General features: G+C 66.3%; 21 protein-coding genes and 4 pseudogenes. 13 read left to right on the plus strand and 12 right to left on the minus strand.

Annotated features, from left to right (window positions below; genetic code table 11):
• Window positions 1-24: 24 nt before the first annotated feature.
• The 3 genes from ACFQGD_RS19745 (at window position 25) to ACFQGD_RS19755 (ending at window position 2721) form a co-directional block, all read left to right on the plus strand.
• Window positions 25-822, plus strand: a complete 798-nt coding sequence (locus tag ACFQGD_RS19745; RefSeq protein WP_345389742.1) for a PaaX family transcriptional regulator — start codon at window positions 25-27, stop codon at window positions 820-822.
• Window positions 823-977: 155 nt separating this feature from the next.
• Window positions 978-1181, plus strand: coding sequence for a hypothetical protein (locus tag ACFQGD_RS19750; RefSeq protein WP_345389739.1), 204 nt, complete (start codon window positions 978-980; stop codon window positions 1179-1181).
• 25 nt (window positions 1182-1206) lie between these two features.
• Complete coding sequence (locus ACFQGD_RS19755) at window positions 1207-2721, plus strand: sodium:solute symporter family protein (RefSeq protein WP_345389736.1); 1515 nt, start codon at window positions 1207-1209, stop codon at window positions 2719-2721.
• A gap of 10 nt (window positions 2722-2731) precedes the next feature.
• Here ACFQGD_RS19755 and ACFQGD_RS19760 read toward each other — a convergent pair whose 3' ends face one another.
• Window positions 2732-2974 (minus strand): hypothetical protein, encoded by a 243-nt coding sequence (locus ACFQGD_RS19760; protein WP_345389733.1) that lies wholly within the window; start codon window positions 2972-2974, stop codon window positions 2732-2734.
• A gap of 179 nt (window positions 2975-3153) precedes the next feature.
• Here ACFQGD_RS19760 and ACFQGD_RS19765 point away from each other — a divergent pair, with 179 nt between their 5' ends.
• The 4 genes from ACFQGD_RS19765 (at window position 3154) to ACFQGD_RS19780 (ending at window position 5710) form a co-directional block, all read left to right on the plus strand.
• Complete coding sequence (locus ACFQGD_RS19765) at window positions 3154-3306, plus strand: hypothetical protein (RefSeq protein ID WP_345389730.1); 153 nt, start codon at window positions 3154-3156, stop codon at window positions 3304-3306.
• Window positions 3303-4058: a DNA alkylation repair protein gene (locus ACFQGD_RS19770; protein ID WP_345389727.1), complete on the plus strand. Its 756-nt coding sequence runs from the start codon at window positions 3303-3305 to the stop codon at window positions 4056-4058. Before ACFQGD_RS19765 ends, ACFQGD_RS19770 begins: the two co-directional genes overlap by 4 nt.
• A gap of 818 nt (window positions 4059-4876) precedes the next feature.
• Window positions 4877-5272 (plus strand): helix-turn-helix domain-containing protein, encoded by a 396-nt coding sequence (locus ACFQGD_RS19775; protein ID WP_345389724.1) that lies wholly within the window; start codon window positions 4877-4879, stop codon window positions 5270-5272.
• A 21-nt stretch (window positions 5273-5293) separates the two neighbouring features.
• Complete coding sequence (locus ACFQGD_RS19780; RefSeq protein ID WP_345389721.1) at window positions 5294-5710, plus strand: NUDIX hydrolase; 417 nt, start codon at window positions 5294-5296, stop codon at window positions 5708-5710.
• 31 nt (window positions 5711-5741) lie between these two features.
• Here the strand turns inward: ACFQGD_RS19780 and ACFQGD_RS19785 are convergent, their stop codons facing one another.
• The gene (locus ACFQGD_RS19785; RefSeq protein WP_345389718.1) at window positions 5742-6440 is read right to left on the minus strand and encodes an NUDIX hydrolase; all 699 of its coding nucleotides are present in this window, start codon (window positions 6438-6440) and stop codon (window positions 5742-5744) included.
• A gap of 128 nt (window positions 6441-6568) precedes the next feature.
• Here ACFQGD_RS19785 and ACFQGD_RS19790 point away from each other — a divergent pair, with 128 nt between their 5' ends.
• The 3 genes from ACFQGD_RS19790 to ACFQGD_RS19800 all read left to right on the plus strand — a co-directional run bounded on the left by ACFQGD_RS19790 (window position 6569) and on the right by ACFQGD_RS19800 (window position 8124).
• Window positions 6569-6820, plus strand: coding sequence for a hypothetical protein (locus ACFQGD_RS19790; protein WP_345389715.1), 252 nt, complete (start codon window positions 6569-6571; stop codon window positions 6818-6820).
• 361 nt (window positions 6821-7181) lie between these two features.
• On the plus strand, window positions 7182-7778 hold the full coding sequence (locus ACFQGD_RS19795) for a hypothetical protein (protein ID WP_345389712.1): 597 nt from the start codon (window positions 7182-7184) through the stop codon (window positions 7776-7778).
• Window positions 7779-7782: 4 nt separating this feature from the next.
• Window positions 7783-8124, plus strand: coding sequence for a helix-turn-helix transcriptional regulator (locus ACFQGD_RS19800; protein ID WP_345389709.1), 342 nt, complete (start codon window positions 7783-7785; stop codon window positions 8122-8124).
• A 390-nt stretch (window positions 8125-8514) separates the two neighbouring features.
• Here ACFQGD_RS19800 and ACFQGD_RS19805 read toward each other — a convergent pair.
• From ACFQGD_RS19805 to ACFQGD_RS19845, 9 genes and pseudogenes are all read right to left on the minus strand, one after another.
• Window positions 8515-9147, minus strand: a pseudogene (locus ACFQGD_RS19805) (IS256 family transposase); the annotation flags it as partial.
• A gap of 18 nt (window positions 9148-9165) precedes the next feature.
• Complete coding sequence (locus ACFQGD_RS19810) at window positions 9166-10782, minus strand: integrase (protein WP_345398900.1); 1617 nt, start codon at window positions 10780-10782, stop codon at window positions 9166-9168.
• 14 nt (window positions 10783-10796) lie between these two features.
• Window positions 10797-11126: a helix-turn-helix domain-containing protein gene (locus tag ACFQGD_RS19815; protein ID WP_345398903.1), complete on the minus strand. Its 330-nt coding sequence runs from the start codon at window positions 11124-11126 to the stop codon at window positions 10797-10799.
• A gap of 128 nt (window positions 11127-11254) precedes the next feature.
• The gene (locus ACFQGD_RS19820; protein ID WP_390221041.1) at window positions 11255-12163 is read right to left on the minus strand and encodes a hypothetical protein; all 909 of its coding nucleotides are present in this window, start codon (window positions 12161-12163) and stop codon (window positions 11255-11257) included.
• Window positions 12164-13659: 1496 nt separating this feature from the next.
• Window positions 13660-13992: a helix-turn-helix domain-containing protein gene (locus ACFQGD_RS19825; RefSeq protein ID WP_345390872.1), complete on the minus strand. Its 333-nt coding sequence runs from the start codon at window positions 13990-13992 to the stop codon at window positions 13660-13662.
• Window positions 13993-14787: a tyrosine-type recombinase/integrase gene (locus tag ACFQGD_RS19830; RefSeq protein ID WP_390221080.1), complete on the minus strand. Its 795-nt coding sequence runs from the start codon at window positions 14785-14787 to the stop codon at window positions 13993-13995.
• Between the two features lie 38 nt (window positions 14788-14825).
• Window positions 14826-15029: pseudogene (locus tag ACFQGD_RS19835) on the minus strand (tyrosine-type recombinase/integrase); the annotation flags it as partial.
• Window positions 15030-15236: 207 nt separating this feature from the next.
• Entirely contained in the window at window positions 15237-16259 is a 1023-nt protein-coding gene (locus tag ACFQGD_RS19840; protein WP_345392499.1) for a tyrosine-type recombinase/integrase, read from the minus strand.
• Window positions 16260-16403: 144 nt separating this feature from the next.
• Window positions 16404-16859, minus strand: a pseudogene (locus tag ACFQGD_RS19845) (IS256 family transposase); the annotation flags it as partial.
• A 102-nt stretch (window positions 16860-16961) separates the two neighbouring features.
• Between ACFQGD_RS19845 and ACFQGD_RS19850 the strand changes: the two are divergent.
• Together ACFQGD_RS19850 and ACFQGD_RS19855 are read left to right on the plus strand one after the other, a co-directional pair.
• On the plus strand, window positions 16962-17279 hold the full coding sequence (locus ACFQGD_RS19850; RefSeq protein WP_345398879.1) for a hypothetical protein: 318 nt from the start codon (window positions 16962-16964) through the stop codon (window positions 17277-17279).
• Entirely contained in the window at window positions 17279-18373 is a 1095-nt protein-coding gene (locus ACFQGD_RS19855; protein WP_345398882.1) for an integrase core domain-containing protein, read from the plus strand. The genes ACFQGD_RS19850 and ACFQGD_RS19855 overlap by 1 nt, the downstream gene beginning before the upstream one ends.
• A gap of 57 nt (window positions 18374-18430) precedes the next feature.
• Here the strand turns inward: ACFQGD_RS19855 and ACFQGD_RS19860 are convergent.
• Window positions 18431-18679: pseudogene (locus ACFQGD_RS19860) on the minus strand (IS256 family transposase); the annotation flags it as partial.
• Window positions 18680-19443: 764 nt separating this feature from the next.
• Here ACFQGD_RS19860 and ACFQGD_RS19865 point away from each other — a divergent pair.
• Window positions 19444-20277 carry a reverse transcriptase N-terminal domain-containing protein gene (locus tag ACFQGD_RS19865; protein ID WP_345398890.1) on the plus strand — a complete coding sequence of 278 codons (834 nt, stop codon included), beginning with the start codon at window positions 19444-19446 and terminating at the stop codon, window positions 20275-20277.
• Window positions 20278-20321 lie beyond the last annotated feature (44 nt).

Consider the following 20321-nt stretch of genomic DNA (forward strand, 5'->3'; position numbering starts at 1 on the left):
CCGGTGCCCGCGAAGGAGGAGCGCATGCGCCCGCGGTCGATCGTGTTCGACCTGTTCGGTGACTACATCCGCTACCGAGGCGGCTCCGCGCGGCTACGCACGCTCAGCGCGCTGATGAGTTGCTTCGACGTCGGCGACAGCACGGTGCGCGTCGTGATGGCCCGGTTGCGCAAGGAAGGCTGGTTCGACGCACACAAGGACGGCAGAGAGACCTCCTACGCGCTCAACAGTCGAAGCCTGCAAATGCTCAACGAGGGTCGCGAGCGGATCTTCACCCGGGCGCGCGAGCCGTGGGACGGGCACTGGCACATGGTCATCTACTCCGTACCCGAGGCTGAACGTGGCGTGCGCGACCGGGTTCGCAAGGACCTCGCCTGGCTCGGCTTCGGCCCGCTGGCCACGTCGACCTATATCTGCCCGCATAACCGGCTCGAGCAGATCGCCGAGCACTTCGCCGACGAACCCGCTGTACGGCTGAACCTGCTGACCTGCCAGTCCGGCAGCCTTGCCGTCGACCGCGACATGGCGGCCCGCTGCTGGGACCTCGACGAACTGGACGCCGACTACAACGAGTTCCTCGCCACCTACGAACCCCGGCTGGAGACCTACCGGCGCGGCACGCTGACCGGCAAACAGGCGCTAGTCGAGCGGATGCAGTTGACCTACGACTACCGGAAGTTCCCGTTTCGGGACCCGGACCTGCCCGCCGAACTACTGCCGACGCAGTGGTCAGGACGCCGCGCCCACGACGTCTTCATCGAGGCACACGACCTGCTGCAACAACCAGCCGAGCAGTACTTCGACGAGGTCACGGCCGAGTAGACCGCGCGGCAGACCCTCGGGCGCTGCCGTGTTGACACACGAGCCATCACGAACCCGCCTGACAAGCAACTAATTTATGTGTCGTTATTGACACGACCGTCGTTTAGATGTTTCCTCTCCAGTGACCCAGCCCACTCACCGGAGAGAGGTTTGAAGTGGACCGCACCCGCGTCACCGCCGCGAGCGTGATCGTGCTCGTCATGCTGGCCCTGCAGTGGACAGGATGGCTTGGCTCGGCGATCGAACCCGTCGTGGCGGGCATCCCGATCCAGTTCTCCTACTTCCTCGCCTACGCCGCGCTGTCGGTCGTCGCACTGTGGGGCATCTTCCGCCTCGTCTGGCCCCGCGACAACGACTGAACCCCGCCGAGAAGAGAGACCAGCCATGTCACAAACCGCCCTCGTCCTTGTCGGCGCCACCGCGTTCGTGGGGCTGATGGTGCTGCTCGGCCGCGCCGCCGCGTCAAAGACCAGCGCCGACGCCGAGAGCTACTTCCTCGCCAACCGCGGCCTGCGCCGCTTCGTCCTGTTCGCCGCGATCTTCGGCACCAACATGACCGCGTTCGTCATGCTCGGCCTGCCCGGCGTCGCCTACCACGGCGGCATCAGCATCTGGCTCATGCTGGCAGGGCCGCTGCTGTTCGTGATGCCGCTGTCGTTCTACTTCGGCTACCGATGCTGGCTGGTGGCCCGCAAGTACGGCTACGTCACGCCGGTCGAGTTCTATCGTGAGCGGTTCCAGAGCGACGGCCTCGCTGTGCTGATGTTCCTCGGCTTCGTCGGCTGGACCATCCCCTACATCCTCACCGGTGTGATCGGCGGCGGCCGCGCGCTGGAGAACTTCACCGGCGGCAGCATCCCGTACTGGGCGGGCGGGCTCGCCGTCACCATCGTCGTCGCCTACTACACCTGGGCCGGCGGCATGAAGGGCACCGCGTGGACCAACACCGCGCAGACCCTGCTGTTCATGGCCTTTCTGCTGCTCGCCGTCGTGCTCATTCCCACGGCGTCGGGCGGCACCGGCAGGATCATCGAGACGCTCCAACGCGAACAGCCACAGTTGCTCACCCGCAGCTGGGACGGACCCTTCAGCCTCGGTGCCACGATCAGTCAACTCATCCTGTTCTCGTTCATCATCTTCGCGTTCCCGTTCGTCTGGATCAGGATGATCTCCGCGCGCAGCAGCAAAGACCTCCGTGCCTCCGGGATCGCCTACCCGGTCGCACTCGTGGTGACCTGGGTGCCCGCGATCCTGCTCGGGCTCTGGGGCGCGTCGCTGGTGCCCGGACTCATCGGCGCCGAAGCCGACTCGGTCATCTTCCTGCTCACCGCGCAACTGCTGCCCGACTGGGTCGCCGCCTTCGGCCTGGTCGCGCTACTCGCGATCGTCATGTCCTCAATGGACGCCCAGGTGCTCACCCTGTCCAACATGCTCAGCCGCGACATCGTCGGCCGCTACCAGCGCGGGTCAACGCCCGGCTCACAGGTGCGCTGGGCGCGGGTGTTCGTCGTAGTCCTACTCGCGCTCACCTACGCGGTGTCCCTGTTGGACATGCCAGGCATCTTCGATGTCGCGCAGTTCGCCTTCACCGGCTTCGCCGTGTTCTACCCGCTACTCATCGCCGGCATCTTCTGGCGACGGGCGACCAAGTGGGGCGCCATGGCAAGCCTCGTCGTCGGCCAGACCATCGCGATCACCGGCTACCTAGGCTGGTACCCGGTCATCGCGGGGCTACAGCCAGTGTTCTGGGGCGTCACCATCGGCACCGCCACCCTCATCGTCGTCAGTCTGCTGACGCCCCGGCAAGACACGGCGGCCGAGCGCTTCCACGCCGTGTGGGACGAGGCGCGCGGGCGGCGCAGTCCCGCCGTCTCCCGCGCACCGGCCACGGCCAGGTGACCAGACGCGGTTACCCGGTGTGCCAGCGGTACTCCACCTCGGGACGCCCGCTGCCGCCGTAGCGGGTGTGGCGGTCGGCGAGCCCAGCGTCGGCGAGGTGCTCCAGGTAGCAGCGGGCGGTGACCCGTGAGCTGCTCAGCTGCCGTGCGACCTCGGACGACGACAGCCCGGTGCCCGCCGTGCACAACGCCGACCGCACCGCGCGGACGCGGCGCAGCAAGTCGAGCGCCCGATGATCGCGGTCAGCAGCCACATCCCGACATAGTTCAAACAGAGCACTCATCGTTTCAAATCGACTTATTGGTCAGTACGACAGCTGAGTCGATCGGCGTGAGCGAACCGGGGTCGGCGGAGTTAACCTGCCAGGATCCATGTCGCATGGCTCGGCGGAGGTCTGTGGCCCCCGGCGAGCCCAGGCACCAGGAGGCAGCGATGTCTGTCGTGCCAACGGACGGCCACGCCGACGAACCGCTTGTCGCGGACCTGATCGACCGGTTCGACTTCGACGGGGTCGCGCGCCGCATCGTCGAGACGACACTGCCGACGATCCCCGACTACGCGCGCACAGCTGTGGAGGTGACGTGACGACACCAGCCAAGGCCGCCGATCATCTCCACACCACGTTGGCGGGCCTCAGCAGTCCCGCGCTCGCCGAGTCCCTGCAACGCTACTTCCCCGGCTCCGTTGCGGCGCTCGGCGTGAGCAACGCCGCAGTGGCCACGCTCGCGAATGACTACGTCAAGGCGCATGACCTCACCCCGGCAGACCGGCTGGAAATCACGGAGCTGCTGCTGCGGCGAGCCACGTATCACGAGGAGGTTCTGCTGGCTTTCGCCGTGCTCGAGAAGGTTGCGCGACGCAGTTTCGATGCCATGCTGCTCGACCGCTTCCGCCGCTGGCTAGAGACGGTCGTGTCCAACTGGGCCCAGTGCGACGATCTGTGCCTCAAGGTGGTCTATCAGTTCCTCCTCGGCCACCCGGACCTCATCACCGCGACGCGCGACTGGCTCGGCTCCGCCTCGCCGTGGGCGAGGCGGGCGGCCAACGTGGCGGTGGTCAAGTTCGTCCGCCGCAAGATCGGCGCCGAGATCTACCGGCTGCCGCTCGACGTGGTCTTCGGCAACTCGCTACGTCTCATCGACGACCCGGACCCTTACGTCCAGAAGAGCATCGGGTGGCTGCTGAAGGTCGCGTCGGTGGAGCACCCCCAGGAGGTAGTGACTTTCCTCCGCGACCGCGGCGGCGAGATGGCACGGGCGACGCTGCGCATCGCGGTCGAGAAGTTCGACCCGAACGTGCGCAGGTCACTGCTAACGGTAGGGACAGGACCGCCCTGACGGGCACGCGGCGGGCATCCAGTCTGGTAATCCGGTGCGTCGCTGGTGACCAGCCCGAGAACAACGCCGACGGCAAGCACCCGTTCTTGGGTGACGCCAGACATGACGCAAGGCCTATCCCGACGGCCTTCGGAGTGATCACTCGAGCCTCTCGGCCCCCCGACCAACCGCCGGGTGCGCGGGCAGCCGCCGACCCATATGGATCACAGCACTCCACCGGCGGTTCAGCTCTCGCCGGACTCTGGGTGATCCAGCCGACCCAGGACCCCGCGTAACCCGGTTCATTCCATGAGCCGTTCCACGCATGTCCTGCTCAAACGCCACTGGCCAGCGTTTCCGCTGGCCAGTGTTGGTGCGCGATACTGGGATTGAACCAGTGACCTCTACCGTGTCAAGGTCGCTATCGGAGAACACCAAAGCATCTACCTGCGACTTCGGTGTACCAACCGCTCCCCTGGACCTCAGAATTCACGCTCTTCGACCCCAATTCGCGTCACGAGAGGAGTCACGGCGTGTCGCGGCCGGCCAGTACGCATAAGCGCTGGAAGTGTCATCACCGCCAGGCGGACTCCAGCGACAGAGCACAGCTACGACACCTGCACGCCTCGGCCGCACGGCGGCATGCCGGGACGCACGTCGAGCTATCGGACTACGAGCTCGAAGCCCGGTGCATCCGGTTCGGCGAGGCTTTCATCTCCTAAGCCGAGCTCCAGGCGCCTCGCTTGCGGCCGGCCACACCCCAGTCGTCTTGACGATTCTCACTGCGACAACCATCCTCAGCCGCTAGTCTCGGCTGCGAGTCGATCACGGAGGGATCAGTGCCGGAGGACTGGGCTGCGGTCGCCGAAGCGATCAGGACACGTGTGCGGGAGCTCGGCTGGGAACAGCGGGAGTTGGCGCGGCGTTCGCATGTCTCGCCAGCGATCGTGCGGGAGATTCACGGGCACACTGTGGAGCGGCGCCGCAGTTCGCGCACGTTGGAGGCGCTTTCGGTCGCGCTGGGGTGGCACCCGCGGCATCTCGATGCGGTCTTGCGTGGCCGTACACCACCTCAGGTGGATGAGTCGGTACCCGACGATGCGGTAACGGTGTGGTCGCGTCTGGACTCGATCGAGCGGCGTCTCGTAGCGCTCACCGAAAAGCTAGACGATATCGACCGAAACGTGGCCACGGTGGCCGAGCATGTGTCGGCGAAACGGCGTGGACGGTCTTGACGCGAGGCACTGGAGATTCTGGTGACGCAGCCAAGCGCTAGCGACGAGCAGCCACCTATTGCCGCGGCGATCATCGTCGATCACGGGCGCGTACTGCTGGTGCGACGTCGGGTCGCGGAAGGCAGCTTGTCGTGGCAGTTCCCGGCCGGGAAAGTCGAAGACGCCGAGGATCCGGCAGACGCGGCCGCGCGAGAGGCGAGAGAGGAGACCGGACTGGTCGTCGCCGCACGCCAGGTACTCGGTGAGCGTGTCCATCCCGCCACCGGCCGGACGATGATCTACGTAGCGTGCAACGTCGTGAGCGGGGAAGCGACCGTGGCCGACAAGGAAGAGCTCACCGACCTCGCGTGGTCCGACAGAACCCAGCTGAGCGGCTATATCCCGCACCCGCTGTACGACCCCGTCCAGAACTATCTCGACGCAATGCTCGGGCCGTAAGCCAAGGTCCCTACGACATGGGCGTGCAGGCCTACGCATGCGTGGCCAGTCGTGCATCCAGTGCGTCGAGCACCGGCGGATAGATCCGCTCGACGGGAATGAGCCGGATCATCTGGGATCGGTCCGCCCAGGCGACTCCCGCGTTTTCGACGGTATCGGCGTTGGACGTGGTTCCGACGACGTATTCGCAAAGCACATAATCGCAGTACACACGCGTCACCGGATGGATCCGGCTGCCCAACGAACGCACGACGAGGCAGTGCACCGCCGTCTCGGCGAGCACCTCGCTCACCGCGACCCACCGCGGATCCCTGCCTGGCTTAACGATCCCCGCAGGAAACTGCCAACGAATCTCGCCATCGGGCTCCTCGCGACGGCACACGAGCAGCACCCGCGCATCATGCACGACCACCGCGACAGCAACATGCAACGCCCTGGCTTCCAGCACATTGGTGTCGGCAGCGGATTCCGACAGCAGCACACTGATCGGCATCCCAAAGATCCGCTCCAGCAACCGAGCCGTTGCCGGACGCGGTGGGCCAACCGGGGCGCCATCCGGCCGACGCCCGGCCACCAGGCGCTGCAAGTGACGCAGGCTCAATGTGCCCGGCTCGCCATGTTCGCGAGCGAAGCGCGCCGCGAACTCGACGAACTCCTCGAACGTCTGTCGACGTTGACGAATCAACTGCTCCAGTACCGTCCTCGCACCTGAAGCGTCGTACCCAGACATACCTCCACCACCTTCGTCCGTGAGGTCCCGACGTGGGCCTGTCGCCTCCATGGCGCTCTCACGTCGTTCCGATCAATCTGCCGCTGACAGAGATTGATTTCAGTCTCACATGACGTAGGGAGCAGGCGATGACAATCAACCGGGCGTGCCGCCACGGCGGGAGTCCAGACGATGCGCACGAACCCCCGGTCGCACACCAGACTTCCGGCAGCACCACGACTGACCACGACGGAAGCACGCTCAGCCGGCTGGATGCCATCGAGGCCCATCTCGACGAGATGCTCATCCAGCTGGACCAGATACGCGCACACCTGGCACCCCTCCTCGCCGAGCTCGCACCTGGTAAGTCCGAGGACCAGGATAGGAGCACGCCGCAGTGATCGATCACCGCGAGCGACTTGTGTGGGTCACCTCCGCTGGCAACGCGCGAGATCACGCCGTGCTAGCCGCAACGGTGGCGGCGGGCAGCCGCGCTAGTGCCGAAATCGTGGCAGAGTGCGGCACGAGGTTCTGGCCCGCTCCCCTGGTCGCGGACCCGGGGCCGCAGTGCCCGCGCTGCATCAGGCAGCCACGCGACCACCGGAACGGAGGGCGCGTCAGGCATCCCGTTCGGCAGCGAGAAGGCGTCATCGGCCGGTGGCTCACGGCGGTCACCCGCGCGGCTCAGCACACCACAGCTACTGCGGCCCCCAACAGACCGGCCGATCAGACCACATCCAGCACGGACACGGTGGTGCACCGGTGAACCTGCACGCTTACGAGTGGCGCGCCGGCTGGGAAGAGCACGGCACGCGAATCCGCGACGACAGAGCTGTCCCGATCCGTCTCGGTGTCATCAACGCCGAAGGTTTTCTGACCATGGCGATCAGCGTCGCCTGCACAACGCCCGTAGCGATCACCCACCGAACCGCGACAGGAATCGGCGAGCTTATGCAGTGGGCACAGGAGGAACACGAGATGCTCTACGAGCAGCAACAGCAACGGCGCGCCGAGAGCGCGAAGGAAGCGTTCGACCTGGCCCTGCTCACCCGCAGGCAGTGGAAGTCCATCCTGCGCGCCATCACGGATGCGGACTCCGATCACTTGGCGGAGGCGGCAGCGGCACTGCGTGCCGCAGCACCGCGCGCGTGGACGGACGGAGCCGCCGAGGAACCGCACTCCGATGTCGCCGACCTCGACCAAGCGATCCCGTGGCTCGACGACATCGACGCGCAACTCAGCGACATCGCCACCCAAGTCAACGAGCTACGCCGCCACTTCCCAGCACCGTCCGACGACGCCGGTACCGAGACGCTAGAAGAGCGCGGACACGTCTCGAGCCACGCTGAGGACAGGTAGCCCGATGGAAAAGCCAGGAACACCGCTGGCGCAGCGTTGGTACGAGGACATTGACCGACTCTTACTGGACCCAGCACGAATGTTCGTCATGGGCGTCCTCGTCAACTGCCCCGACTACTTCCGGTTCGGCAACCTCTGTGAGAACTCCGGCGTCACGAAAACGGTACTGGCGCGGCACGTACGGAGGCTGCGGCTCGCCGGATATGTCGAAACAAGGAGAGGCGCCTGCAACGAGCTGTGGATCCGCACGACCTCACTCGGGCAACAGCGATTCGAACTGCACGTCAAGGCGGCACAAGAAACGATTACGCGAGCCCGCGACGTCGGGAACTCAGCGCGATCATGACCGGCGACTACGGCACCATCCGCGACACCGTACCGAGACTTACCTCTGGCGACTGGCCGCGGTGCGGCGCGTGCGGGCATGCAAGGCGAGTACACATGAACCAGCGCGGCGTGTGTTTCGAATGCAGGCCCGCATCCAACTGGCGACCCCACGCGGGCTGGTGCAACCGGTACCGCAAACCACAGCCAGTGGTCCGGAAATGGACCGGCCGAGAAGCCGAAGCGCTCCGACGCGCTACACGGATGACTGTTCGAGGCTTCAGCGAATATCTGGGCGTATCGGCGCGTGCCGTATCCCAGAGGGCCAAGCTCGGCACCGACACGATCCCCCGGCCCTATATGCAAGCCATCGTGGGGTCCGTAACGTGAACGGTGTTTCCGGCGTAGTTGGTCAGTAGGTCTCGGCCGCCGGCCAGCGGTCACCGAAGGTGATGGCGAATGCGTTGATTACTGGCTTCCAGCGCATCATCCATCGGGTGGCTCCCGTCCCGGTCGGGTCGAGGCTTCGGGTGACAAGGTACAGGCACTTCATCGCCGCTTGCTCGGTTGGGAAGTGCCCGCGTGCCCGCACCGCTCTGCGGTATCGGGCGTTCAACGATTCAATGGCGTTTGTTGAGCAGAGCAGCCTCCTTATTTCAATATCGTAGTCAAGAAATGGGACGAACTCGGTCCAGGCATTACGCCACAGTCGAATCATGGCCGGATATTTTTTCGACCATTTCTCGTCGAGTTCATCTAAAGCCGCTTCGGCGGCGCCTGCGTTGGGTGCCTCATAGATGGCTTTCAGATCGCGCTTCAGCGCATCGGCGTGTTTCCGGGAGGTGAGCCGGAAGGAATTCCTGATGAGATGGATCAGGCATGTTTGGACGATGGTCTGCGGCCAGACCTGCTCGACCACTTCCGGCAGGCCCTTCAGGCCGTCACAGACGAGGAAGAACACGTCGCGCACGCCGCGGTTCTTCAGGTCGACGAGCACGCTCATCCAGTACTTGGCGGAAGCGCACGTGTTCACGCGAAGGTGTGCGAGGTGACGCCTGAACTGTTACGGGTTCGGCATTCGATCGCGATCGACGTGGTCGGCGAGGTAGGCGGTGACGCCGTCGTTGGTCATGCCGTAGGCGGCGGCGACGAGTTTGGCGTCGACGGTGGTGACCAGGTCGGTCAGGCGTGTGGAGCGCAAGATTCGAGGCTGGATGCCGACTGGGTCGAGGGTGTGTTTGACGTAGCCATCGGATGGTGCGGCTCGGGTGGCGTTGGTCCTCGCGGTGACTACCAGGTGCGGGTTGCTGCTGCCGAGATGGTGTCGGTGATCGAGGCAGCGCTGTAGCGCGGTCCAGGTCCAGGGGTCGAGCGGGGTCGGTCTGGGTCGGCGACCGAGGTGGACGGTTCGGGCGTTGTGGTCGATCAGGTCATCGGTGAGGTCGCGGATGTCGCTGGTGGTGGCGCCGTGCAGGAGCGCGAGCAGTCCGACCAGCGCCTCGTGTGGATGCACCGTCGGGTCGGTGCTCCAGCGGCGGAACAGGTAGCGCTCGCGTTCGTGAGTGAGGGTGGGGCCGCGGAATCCTCGGGGTTGCCGTGCGGTGAGGGTGCGGGTGGGGTCGACGAGGATCCGCCGGGTGCGGACGGCGAATCCGAAGAATTGCCGCAAGCCAGCCAGGTAGGTGGCTCGGCTGCTCGGCTGGCCGGGCAGGAATGCCTCGAGGTCGGCGACGTCGACGGTGGCCCAGTCAGTTTTGCCTCGCTCGCGGGACAGGAAGATCGCGAGGTCGCGGACGGCGTTGAGCTGGACGTCGATCGTGGCGTGCTTGTGTGGCCGGGTGCCGGCCCGGCGGGCTCGCTCGCGTTGCGCGAGCAGATGTTCGGCGAAGGCCTCGGCTGCCGGGCGCAGCGGCTCGGGGACCGCGTCGATGCGGCGGCGCCGCCGCCCGGCGGCGCGGCGGTCGTCCCAGTCCAACGGCAGCGCCAGCCGGTTGCTGACGAAGAAGTCTTCCAGCCAGCGGGCCAACGCGGCATCGGTCTCCGCGGCGTGGTCAAGGAGCGCCTGCGGATGCGACGGTGGGCCGCCACTCGGCAGGAGGTGTCCGAGCCGGGTGAGCATGGCGCAGGCGCGTTGCGGGTGCAGGCGCGGGATGAGGTAGGTGGCGAACCCGTCCAGCCAGGGTGGCGGGTTATCGAGGGAGTCAGCCAGGCTGGCGGCCCGCACCGGCACGCGGTGCTGGGAACGGTTCCAGCAGCGACGGCAGCGACCAGCACCCGTGAGCCGGGTGGTGGTGCCGCAGTCGAGGCAGGGCGCGTCCGGGTTCGGTGGGCGGCCGGGTCGCGAGCACGGCCCGCACCATCCGGTCGCCTCACGCAGGGTGCCGGGTTTGCCGCAGCGTGGACAGGCGGACTTGGCCTGTTCGCGCAGCTCGCGGCGGCGACAGCCTGAGCACAACTCCCGGTCCTTGAGCAGCACTGCTGCCTTGCAGTGGCCGCAGGTGCGCGAGCACCGCACGCACCTGCCGGTCTCCGGCAGGAGCACCCTGCGTTGCCCGCAGCGCGGGCAGACCTGTTTGACCGGGGCATGTCGGGCGGCCCAGTGACACCGGGCGCACAGGTCCCGATCAGCGCGGCCGACACTACGCCCGCACTTGGCGCAGTCGCGGACTCGGACCGTCACTGCTGTGCTCGTTGTCAGAGGGGCGGCATCGATCGGCCGCGCTGCACGTACGTGTTGTCGCCAACAGCCTTAGCCTCGGGGACCACGGACGCGGTCGTGCTGGCGGGGTGTTCGACCGGGGTGGTGTCAACCTCGAACAGGTCGTTGGGGGTGCAGTCGAGCGCGGTGCACAACGCGACCAACGTCGACAGCTTGACTTGGGAGGGCTCCTTGGTGAACAGCGCCGACACCGATGCCGACGACATCTCCAGCCCGGCCTTCTCGGCTAGCAGCCGCCGCAACTGGGCGCCGGTCCAGACCTCCCGCTGCGCGGCCGCCATCCGCAGTTTCCATCGAATTCGCATGCGAATCAGTCCCCTTCGGTCAACTCGGTCAGCGTCGCCGAGATCGCGCGCTGGTAGGCGTCCTCGATGAACGTCTCAGAGGGACGCTCTGGCGGACTCAGGTATCAGAACTGTCCGAATTCCTGGCTTCATCGGCTGCTTCGGCGGCTGATTTCGGCGGCGTAGTTGGTCCAGTCGCCGCTGCTGGCGCGTTGCCAGGCGACGGCGACGGTGATGTGGATGCCGAGCAGTCGGGCCAGGACGGCAGCAGGCAGTTCGGTGCTGAGCTGAAACAGCGCTGCGGATCGGGATCGGGCCGAGTTGATGCCGAGCTTGCGGAGACGTTCGGCGAGGCCGAATGCGCTGATGGGCCGGCCGGGCTGACCGCCGGGGAACAGCCAGGGGGAGGTTCCCTGGTCGCCGACGACGGCCTTGCCGTGGCGGGCGGCGACAACCTGGAGAACGAGCTCAGCGAGGGGTTCGGGCAGCTCGATCGGCTCGCGTCCGAGCCGCAGGCGTACTTGGTTGTCGTGGTGTTCGACGTGGTCGATGGTGAGGCGGCTGAGGGCGGCGGGCCACTGGGCGTAGAGCAGCACGAGCAGCCCGGCGACGCGGTCCTCGGGTTTGAGCGTGTCGTCGTGCAGCAGCCAGCGAGCCTGTGTCCAGCGGGTTTCGGTGTCGATGAGGCCGGAGGGTCCGTCCCACCTCGTGGCTGGGAAGTCGAGCTGGGTCAGTTTCTGTTTCTTGGCCCAGCGGACAAAGTTGCCGGCCTCGGTGCGGTAGCTGCGTTTCGTGGTGGCCAGCCAGGCATCCAGGTCGCCTTGCCGCGCCGTGGCCAGCGTGAGCCTGTGATCGGTGAGCCAATCGAGCAGGGTGATGGCGGCCTTGATAACCCGCTGCGCAGCGACGACCTGCTCGTGGGTGGTGTCGGCGCCCTTGACTCGGCCACGCAGCCGCCGCATGACATGCCAGACGGCGTAGCGGTGCAGCATCTGCCGCTCGTCGGGGTCAGCACGGTCGGCGACGATGTCGGTGATCCACCGTTCCAGCCGCGCCATCTGCTCATCCCGTGGCGGCAGCGTTCCGATGGCGACCAGGACGCTGCGCAGGTGTTCGACCGTCTTTCCTCGGGCAGCGCGTCCAGGGACGCGTGGGTGAGCGATTGCCCGGTCAGATCGCGCAGGATCGCCGGGGCGGCGCTCTTGTTGAGCCAGTTCGCGACCGTGGTGGGTCGTTTTGCCTCGGCAAGGGTGTCGTAGAGGCCTTGCAGTTCGGGGCGAATCTCGCCGCTGTCGTTGCTGAGCAGGTCGCGCAGCCGCTGCTGGACGGCGCAGCGGGCGCACCGTCCAGCGTGAATGCGGTCGGGTTGACCGCAGTTGGGGCAACTGCGCCAGAAGCCAGGGTCGGGACGGGCGCAGCTCGCGCAGAGCGGTTCATCGAGGGTGCCGCCACGGATCGGTGCGTCTTCGCCGCAGCCGACGCAACGAATCCACCGCTGTCTGCAGGCCCGGCACCAGGGCGTGCCGGTCGCCTGGGAGATCACGCAGGGTGCGTCCTTCCCGCAGATCTGGCACGTCAGGGTCTTGTATGGCACGCAGCTGCCGCAGAGCGGCCCCTCGGCGGTGCGAACGTTGACGGGACGGCGTCGGCCGCAGTCGAGGCAGGTTTCCTGGTTGGCGGGGTCGGTGATCATGCAGTTCGGACACAGCGGTTGGCCGTGCTCGTCGCGGGTGGCCGCCTCGCGGACCACGCCGCAGCGCGAGCAGGGTTGGGCGCGGGATTTGGCCACACAGTTGCGACACAGCCACTGTCCGTCGATCCGGCGGTGCAAATGGATGACTCGGTCACAGCCGGGACAGGACGGGCGCACGATGGCCTGCGCTCCGGCGTCGCGGAGCTTGTCGACCAGCCGCAGCACTGCGAGAACGGGTGCCTCAGCGCCAGCCCCGGTGAGCAGTTCGGGCCGATCTTGCACCGCCCATGCGAGCTGATAGCGGCGTCCGGCGCCGGGCACTGTCGCACGAACTGCGGCGGCCACGACGTCCGCCGACAGTGTCGAATCCACGCCGGTCACCACGCCCACGACGATGTCGACGGGATCCCGACCCGCATCGGGCGGGCAGTGGGCGCATCGCGGATTCCCGTCCCGGTCTCGGCAGTTCACCGGCCGGACCTTGCCGCAGGCCGCGCAGGCGTCTCGCCGGGGACCGCAAACGCCGCAGTACCAGTCCTGGCCGCGGCGCTGCAGGGTGCGCAGGGGTTTACCGCATTCAGCGCAGACCGGCGGCGAAACTTCCATCGCGCCGGCCTCGCGCAGCGCGATGAGCAGATCCCCGACACCCCTGGGTGCTGGGGAGCGACCGTCGGCCAGCAGCACTGGCTTCTCAAGCAGCGCTTGGGCCATGCCGCGGCGCTTGGCCCGGCCCCCGGCAACACCGGTCACCGTGGCTTCGATCACCGTGCGGTCCAAGTTGGGCTCGCGTGCGGCGACAAGGTCGACGATGACGCCGATAGGGTTGGCGAGCACCTCCGGTGCCAGCGGGACTGGCATGGTCTACCCGTCGACGCGGGTGATGCGGGCCCGCTTGGGGCGCAGACCGCCGACCCCGGCCTCGGTATCGCCGACAGCCTTGGACCGGCGAAGCGGGGTGGCCCCGGCGATCGGCTCGATCAACTCGTCCATCGTGCAGTCGAGGATGTCCAGCAACGCCATCAGCACGTTCAGGCTCAACCGTTCAGGCCGCTCGGCGACCAGCCGGTAGACCTGGCTGGACGACAGGTGGATGCCGCGCTGGGCCAGTGGTTCGATCAGGTCGGTGGTGGCGAACAGGCCCCGGTCGGCCATGACGTTTCGCAGCCGCCACCGGTAGTCGAGTTTGCGGGTCATTCACGATTCCTTCCGACATTGCGGGTCGAAGGCCGGGTTCAACGCCTTGCGCAGCGCGGTGTTCATGAAGTCACCGGACACATGGGTGTAGATCGCCGTCGACGTGTCACACCGATGCCCCACGGCCTCCTGGATGAACCGACGATCCACGCCTTGCTCTGTCAGATGGGTGACCCACGAGTGCCTCAGCGAGTGGGGCGTCAGCTGTTTCGGCAGGCCGAGGGCGTCGCGGTAGGCGACGAACCGGGCATTGACCTCCGCCGGTTTGACCCTTCCGCCGCGTTCGGTGACCCACATCGCCGGGTGCTCGTCGCAGCCGAACCTCGGACGGATGTTGTCCACGTAGTCGGCCACCGCCTCGACCGCCCACCCCATCACCGAGGGCACGTTCCGCCGCCGCGGTGGCTGCCCGCGCACCGCCTTGCCATAGCGGACGTGCAGCATCCCGTACCGGCCGAACTCCGGCGCCGCCGGATTCCGGCCCCAATCGGCGATGTCCAGTTTGGACGTCTCGGTGCGGCGCAACCCCCACGCATAGGCGACTTTGAACAGCGTGGCATCACGATAGGCAGCCAGTGCGCCCTTGCGTTTCGCCCGCACCGCGCGGTCGACCTGGTCGTCGGCGTAGTCGAGGAACCGCTGCAACTCCTCGCGGGTGAACGGCCGCGCCTCGGCATCACCCTCGTACTCGTTGAGGTGGGCGATGGTGTTCCACTCGTGGCAGATCGGCACCGGATGCACCCCGGCCCGAACTCGCCCTCGCACGCGGCCGCCCAGCCATACCGGGCGTCGCACAGGTACTCGCTGAACAACCGCAGATCCGTCTGATAGTTCCGGATCGTCGCCGGGGTCAGATGCTTTTCGCTGGTCAGCCACTGCGTCCACTCGTCCACATGGGCCGGTCCCCAGCTCCACGGGTACTCATTGGTGAACGAGATGAACTGAAGCACCAATCGCACCCGCGGGGCCATCGTGGACTCCTGCAGCCCCCGCGCCGTCTGCTGAGCATGCCAGCCGCGCAGCATCGCCTCCACCATGGCGTCCTCCGGCCGCAACTGCACCACACCCGAGACCAGCTCCAGGTGCGCCGCGCCGGCCAGATCACCCCGTCCCACCACGCCTCCAAACCAAGATCACCAGGACCGTTTGGGGCAGGGATCATGCACCTAACGGGATCACTCGGCAAGCGACGCAGGTCAGACGGCGTGTCGCAGCCGCCCACCACCGGCATTGCCGAAGCGCTCTCAGCAGGCGACCCGCAGTTTCTCGCCCGTTGGATGCAATTCCCGAGGGTTCTTGTAGCGCATCGTCGAGCTCACCGTCCAATGACCCAAAAGCTGTTGTATAGCAACGAGATCCACGCCGCGTTCGTAGAAATGGGTCGCACACGCCCGACGTAGTCCGTGCGGGCTGAACCAGTCGGCCTCCGGGCGTCCTTCAACCCCCATGAGGTGGCGCAACCGGTTGCGGATCGTGCCCGCGGCCAGCCGGCCACCGGACTCGTCGCAGAACAACACCGGTGACTCGGGGAACCGGCAACGAACATCGGTCACAAACCAGCGCAGCACGAGATCCAGCCCGTCCAGCATCGGCACCCACCGCGGGCGCGGCCCGGACGTCCGTGCACCCTTGCCGAACCGCACATGCAGCTTGCCGAACGGGCCCCGCTCGAAGTGGGCGTCCGGCCAGTCAAGCATCACCGTCTCTTCCGAGCGCACCCCAGCGTGATAGAGCGTGCGAAACAGCGCGTAGTCCCGCGCGGCCGGGCCGTACTTGCGGGCGGTAGCGATGCGCTGCTTGAGGAAATCGAAGAACCCGTCCACCCGCTCCGGCGTCGGGGGCGCCAGCTCGGCGACGCTCTCGGGACCGACATGACGGGCGGCGTTGAACTCATCGACCGGACACCGCAACCGGATCCCGAACGCGGCCTCGATCTCGGTGGCCTTACGAACCTCAAGGAACCGATGGAACCCCTTGAACGTCTGCACATAATGCCGTCGTGTCGAGGCCGCCCGCCCCTGCGAGGCCATCGACCCGACCACCCGATCGACATCCTCGGCGGTGACCTCCCACGCCGGACGACCCAGCGCAACGAGCATCCGCTCCAACACCCCGGCATCCTTGACGATCGTTACACCCGAGAACCCCCGAGCCGTCCAGGACGCCACGAACTCTTCCACGCACTCAGCCTGAAACTGAGCCGGATCCAACGTCCGCACCACCGGCGCGGTCTGTCCCTGGATGACCTGCAGCCGACCAGCACCCACCCGCACACCTTCCTCGCACCTGAACGATCAAGCTGACACCTAGCAAAGAAGTCCGCCACCTTGAAAGTCAAGGAAGATCACCCAGACGGGAAAACCTCAGGCAGCAGCACAAATCCAGTCAAACGAACATGTGCCCGTCCCAAAACCCTCGCCGCCGGTGCCGGCCCACAGCCCCAGGACGTCCTTGCGGCCGTCCACGGTGACGCCGATGGCGGCGTAGAAGGGCCGGTTGGCCACCTGGCCGTCGCGTACCTTCACGTGCACAGCGTCGATGAACAGCGCGGCGTAGACCGGCTCGAGCGGTCGGCTGGCCCACTCGGCCATTTCCGCTATCACCTTGTCGGTGATCCGGGAAACGGTCTCTTTGCTCACCGACGCGCCGTAAATCTCGGCGAAGTGCGCGGAGATCTCCCCGGTGGTCAAGCCCTTCGCATACAGCGACAGCACGATCTCGTCGACATCGGTCAATCGGCGTTGCCGCTTCTTCACAATTTTCGGCTCGAAGGTCGATTCCCGATCCCGCGGAACGTCGATGTCAACCTCTCCGGCCGCGTCCGAGACCACCGTCTTCGGCCGCGTACCATTCCGGATGTTGGTCGCGTCTTGCGTCTGAGTTAGATGACCATTTGATCTTTGAAATACCCAGCCACGAAGCGGTGTGTCTGACCGTTCCGGAGGCTGATGATGACGTCCAATACGCCCATGAAGGCACGCAAGCAGCGACGGCTGCTCTCGCCGAGCCAGAAGTACGAGATGTATGTGTCGGTGCTGACTGGGCAGTGCACGCAGCGGGAGGCCGCGCAGAAGTGGAAGGTCGACCGCACCACGGTGACCACGATCTGCCGTACCGCCAAGCAGGGCGCGCTGACCGCGCTGTCGGCTCGGCCGGGCCGGCCGGGCAAGACAGTCGAGCAGCTGGAGTTGGAGGAGGCGCGGGCGGAGGCCGAGCGGCTGCGCGCCACGGTGACCGAGCAGGCGGTGGCGCTGCATCTGCACGAGGGAAAACCCGCCTGGGGCTGATGGCCGGCCCGGTCCCGGCGCGGGTGCACGCTGACGTGAAGGCCGGCCTACTCGAGTTGATCGAGCACGCCGTCGAGCGTGGCTGGTCGGCGCGGCGGGCATGTGACCGGCTGGGCCTGGAACACGGTCGCTACCAGGCGTGGCTGGCCCGCCAGGCCGCCGGGCGGCTGGACGACCTACCGCCGGGCGGGCATCCCCTGCACGGGATCCTGCCGGGCGAGCGGGCCGCGGTCGTGGAGCTGTTCGAGACCTGGGGCGAGACCGACCGTAGTCATCGCAAGCTCGCCCACCGCGGCTCGCGGATCGGACTGGTGCATGTCTCCGAGTCCACGGTGCGGCGGATCCTGGCCGCCGAACGGCTCGTTCTTCCTGGTCAGCCGCCCCGCGAGCCGATCGGTCGGGCGGAGTGGCCGCCCTGGCTGGAGTGGAAGCCCAACCGGGTGTGGGGTTACGACTTCACGCACTTCACCCGCGCCCGGGTCGCCGCGATCGCGATCCTCGACATCGTCTCCCGCAAGTGGATCACCACCCTGGTGTCGGCCGAGGAGTCTTCCACCCAGGTCGAGGTCGCCTTCACCGACGCGCTGGAGGCCGAGAACCTGTGGGCGGCCGCCGACGCCCGCGCGACCGACGCGCTGGTGGCCGCGCTGGCCTCCGGCGACCGCGACGCCGTCGGCACCGCGATCGGTGACGGGCAGCTGCCGTTGCTGCTGGCCATCAGCGACAACGGGCCGCAGATGCGCAGCCACACCACCCGCGAGTTCCTCGCCGGTGTGGCCATCGCCCGCCAGTTCGGACGGCCCGGCACACCGACCGATCAGGCGTGGATCGAGACGCTGTTCGGGCACGTGAAGGGCGAGTGGCCGCACCTGGAAAAGATCCGCGACCCCGGCGAGCTCGAAGCCGAACTCGAGCTCGTACGGGCCCAATACAACGGGGTCAGGCTGCACGCCGCCATCGGGTATGTCACGCCCGACGACGAACACGAAGGACGAGGTGACGCCATCCGCAAGAACCGACGCGACGGACTCGCCCAAGCACGCGAGAACCGCCTGGCATACCGTCGAAGCAGAGCACCTGAGGAGAACCAATGACCACGCACCGGCCGTGGCTGGGTATTTCAACCCGCGATTGGTCAATTAACTCAGACACACCTCAGTCGATTCGCGATCCAACTCGGCCCGATTCTTCTCGTGCCCGAGATGCTCGGTCATCTCCTCGTTCAGCGCCGTCTCCAGCACGTTCTTGGTGAACAGCTTCAACAGCCCGTCCGGCCCGGTCAGCGCCAGCCCACGCTCGCGGGCCTCGCCCACCATCGCCGCCGCAGCGGCCTGCTCCGGCGACAGCTGCCGCCCCGACTTCTTGATCTCCTTATCTGCGCTCACGGCGTCAGATGTCATCACTCACAGTGCCCAATCCCGCCGAACCTCGGCCCGGCGTGTCGGGCCGGAAACACCGCTCATGCAACAGTCCCCCATCGTGCGACATGAGGTCAAACGTTATGAGTGATTACGTCGAAGGAGGTGCGACGGTTGTCGTAGACGTAGTTCGGGCCAGTGTCCGGGCCCGTCTCCACCGTGACATGCGCGGACGGGTCTTGTCCGGTTCGGGTGTGAAGCTCACGGGAAAGCCCAAGGGTTCCCGCTCCGTCTGGGGACTACAGGCGAGGGGAAGGCTGGGCATGGGGTGAATGTCAGTGAAGCCTTGATGATGCCTCGTTATGCATGCTCTTCGGGACGGGTAGTTATGCCGGAGTGGCAGGGACATGCCGTTGGAATGCGGCAAGCGGCGGCCGAAAAGGTGGTTTGGCCGTGTGGGCACCGCCGTCCCCGGGGTCGAGAGGACGCCCAGCCCTAGTCGTTTCTCATACATGTGGAACATGGAAACCCCGCTAGGGTCCGACACATTCATTGGTGTGTCGGTAAGCCGACCGTAAGGGGGGCATAATTCCATGGCGGGACAGGATGCCCAAGAAGCGAATGCCGGTGGCTGAAAAGCAACAGGAAAGCGCGGTCCGATGACCGGATCCTTCGCCGGTGACCGCGCATAACTGGCCGGATACCGGGTCGTGTTGCCCGGACCCGAAAGGGGGCTGACGTGAGGCAGGTGAGCCTTTGACGACGAAACTACCGAACCGCTGGAACCGAAGGATAAGTTAGACGCGATGACAGGCTACAGTTTCTCCACCCCTGCGGTGGCAGAATCGCCCTGGATAGCGAACGGACCGGAGGACGATGGCTTCAACTGGGATCGCGTGGAATGGCGGACCCACGAGGACAACGTACGGCGGCTACGGCAGCGGATCTTCAAGGCGGCGCAGGCGCAGGACTGGCCAAGGGTCAGGAACCTACAGAAGCTGATGTTGCGGTCCTGGTCGAACACGCTGATCAGCGTGCGACAGGTGACGCAGCGCAATGCTGGGCGCAAGACCGCGGGGATTGACGGGGAGGTCGCACTGACTTCCCCGGACCGGACAGATGTGGCGGAACGCGTGCATCACACCATCTCGTCCTGGCAGCCCCGCGCGGTCAAGCGTGTGTACATTCCAAAGAACGGCAACAAGAACAAGTTGCGGCCACTCGGAATTCCCGTCATGATGGACCGCTGTCATCAGGCAAGGGTTCGAAATGCGTTGGAACCCGAGTGGGAAGCCCGGTTTGAACCCAAATCATATGGGTTCAGGCCGGGCCGTAGCTGCCAGGACGCTATTCACGCGATTTATAAAACCTGCAATGGCCCCCACGCCAAACGCGTGTGGGCACTTGACGCGGACCTGGCAAAAGCGTTCGATCGAATTGACCACGAACGCCTTCTCGAAGCCATCGGCGATTTCCCCGCCAGGGATATGATTCGAGGGTGGTTGACGGCGGGCGTGTTCGAATCGAGCAAAGGATTCGCGCCAACAGAAGAGGGAACTCCCCAAGGCGGTGGTGCGACGCGAGGTCGCACGGTAGTGAGTGGATGCACCGATGGAGGTTCGATGGTGACGAAGGTGTAGTCCCCGATCAGTGTCCGCGGATCGGTCCTCGCCCCGACGTGCGT

The organism is Haloechinothrix salitolerans (genome assembly GCF_042662605.1).
Taxonomy (GTDB): domain Bacteria; phylum Actinomycetota; class Actinomycetes; order Mycobacteriales; family Pseudonocardiaceae; genus Haloechinothrix_A; species Haloechinothrix_A salitolerans.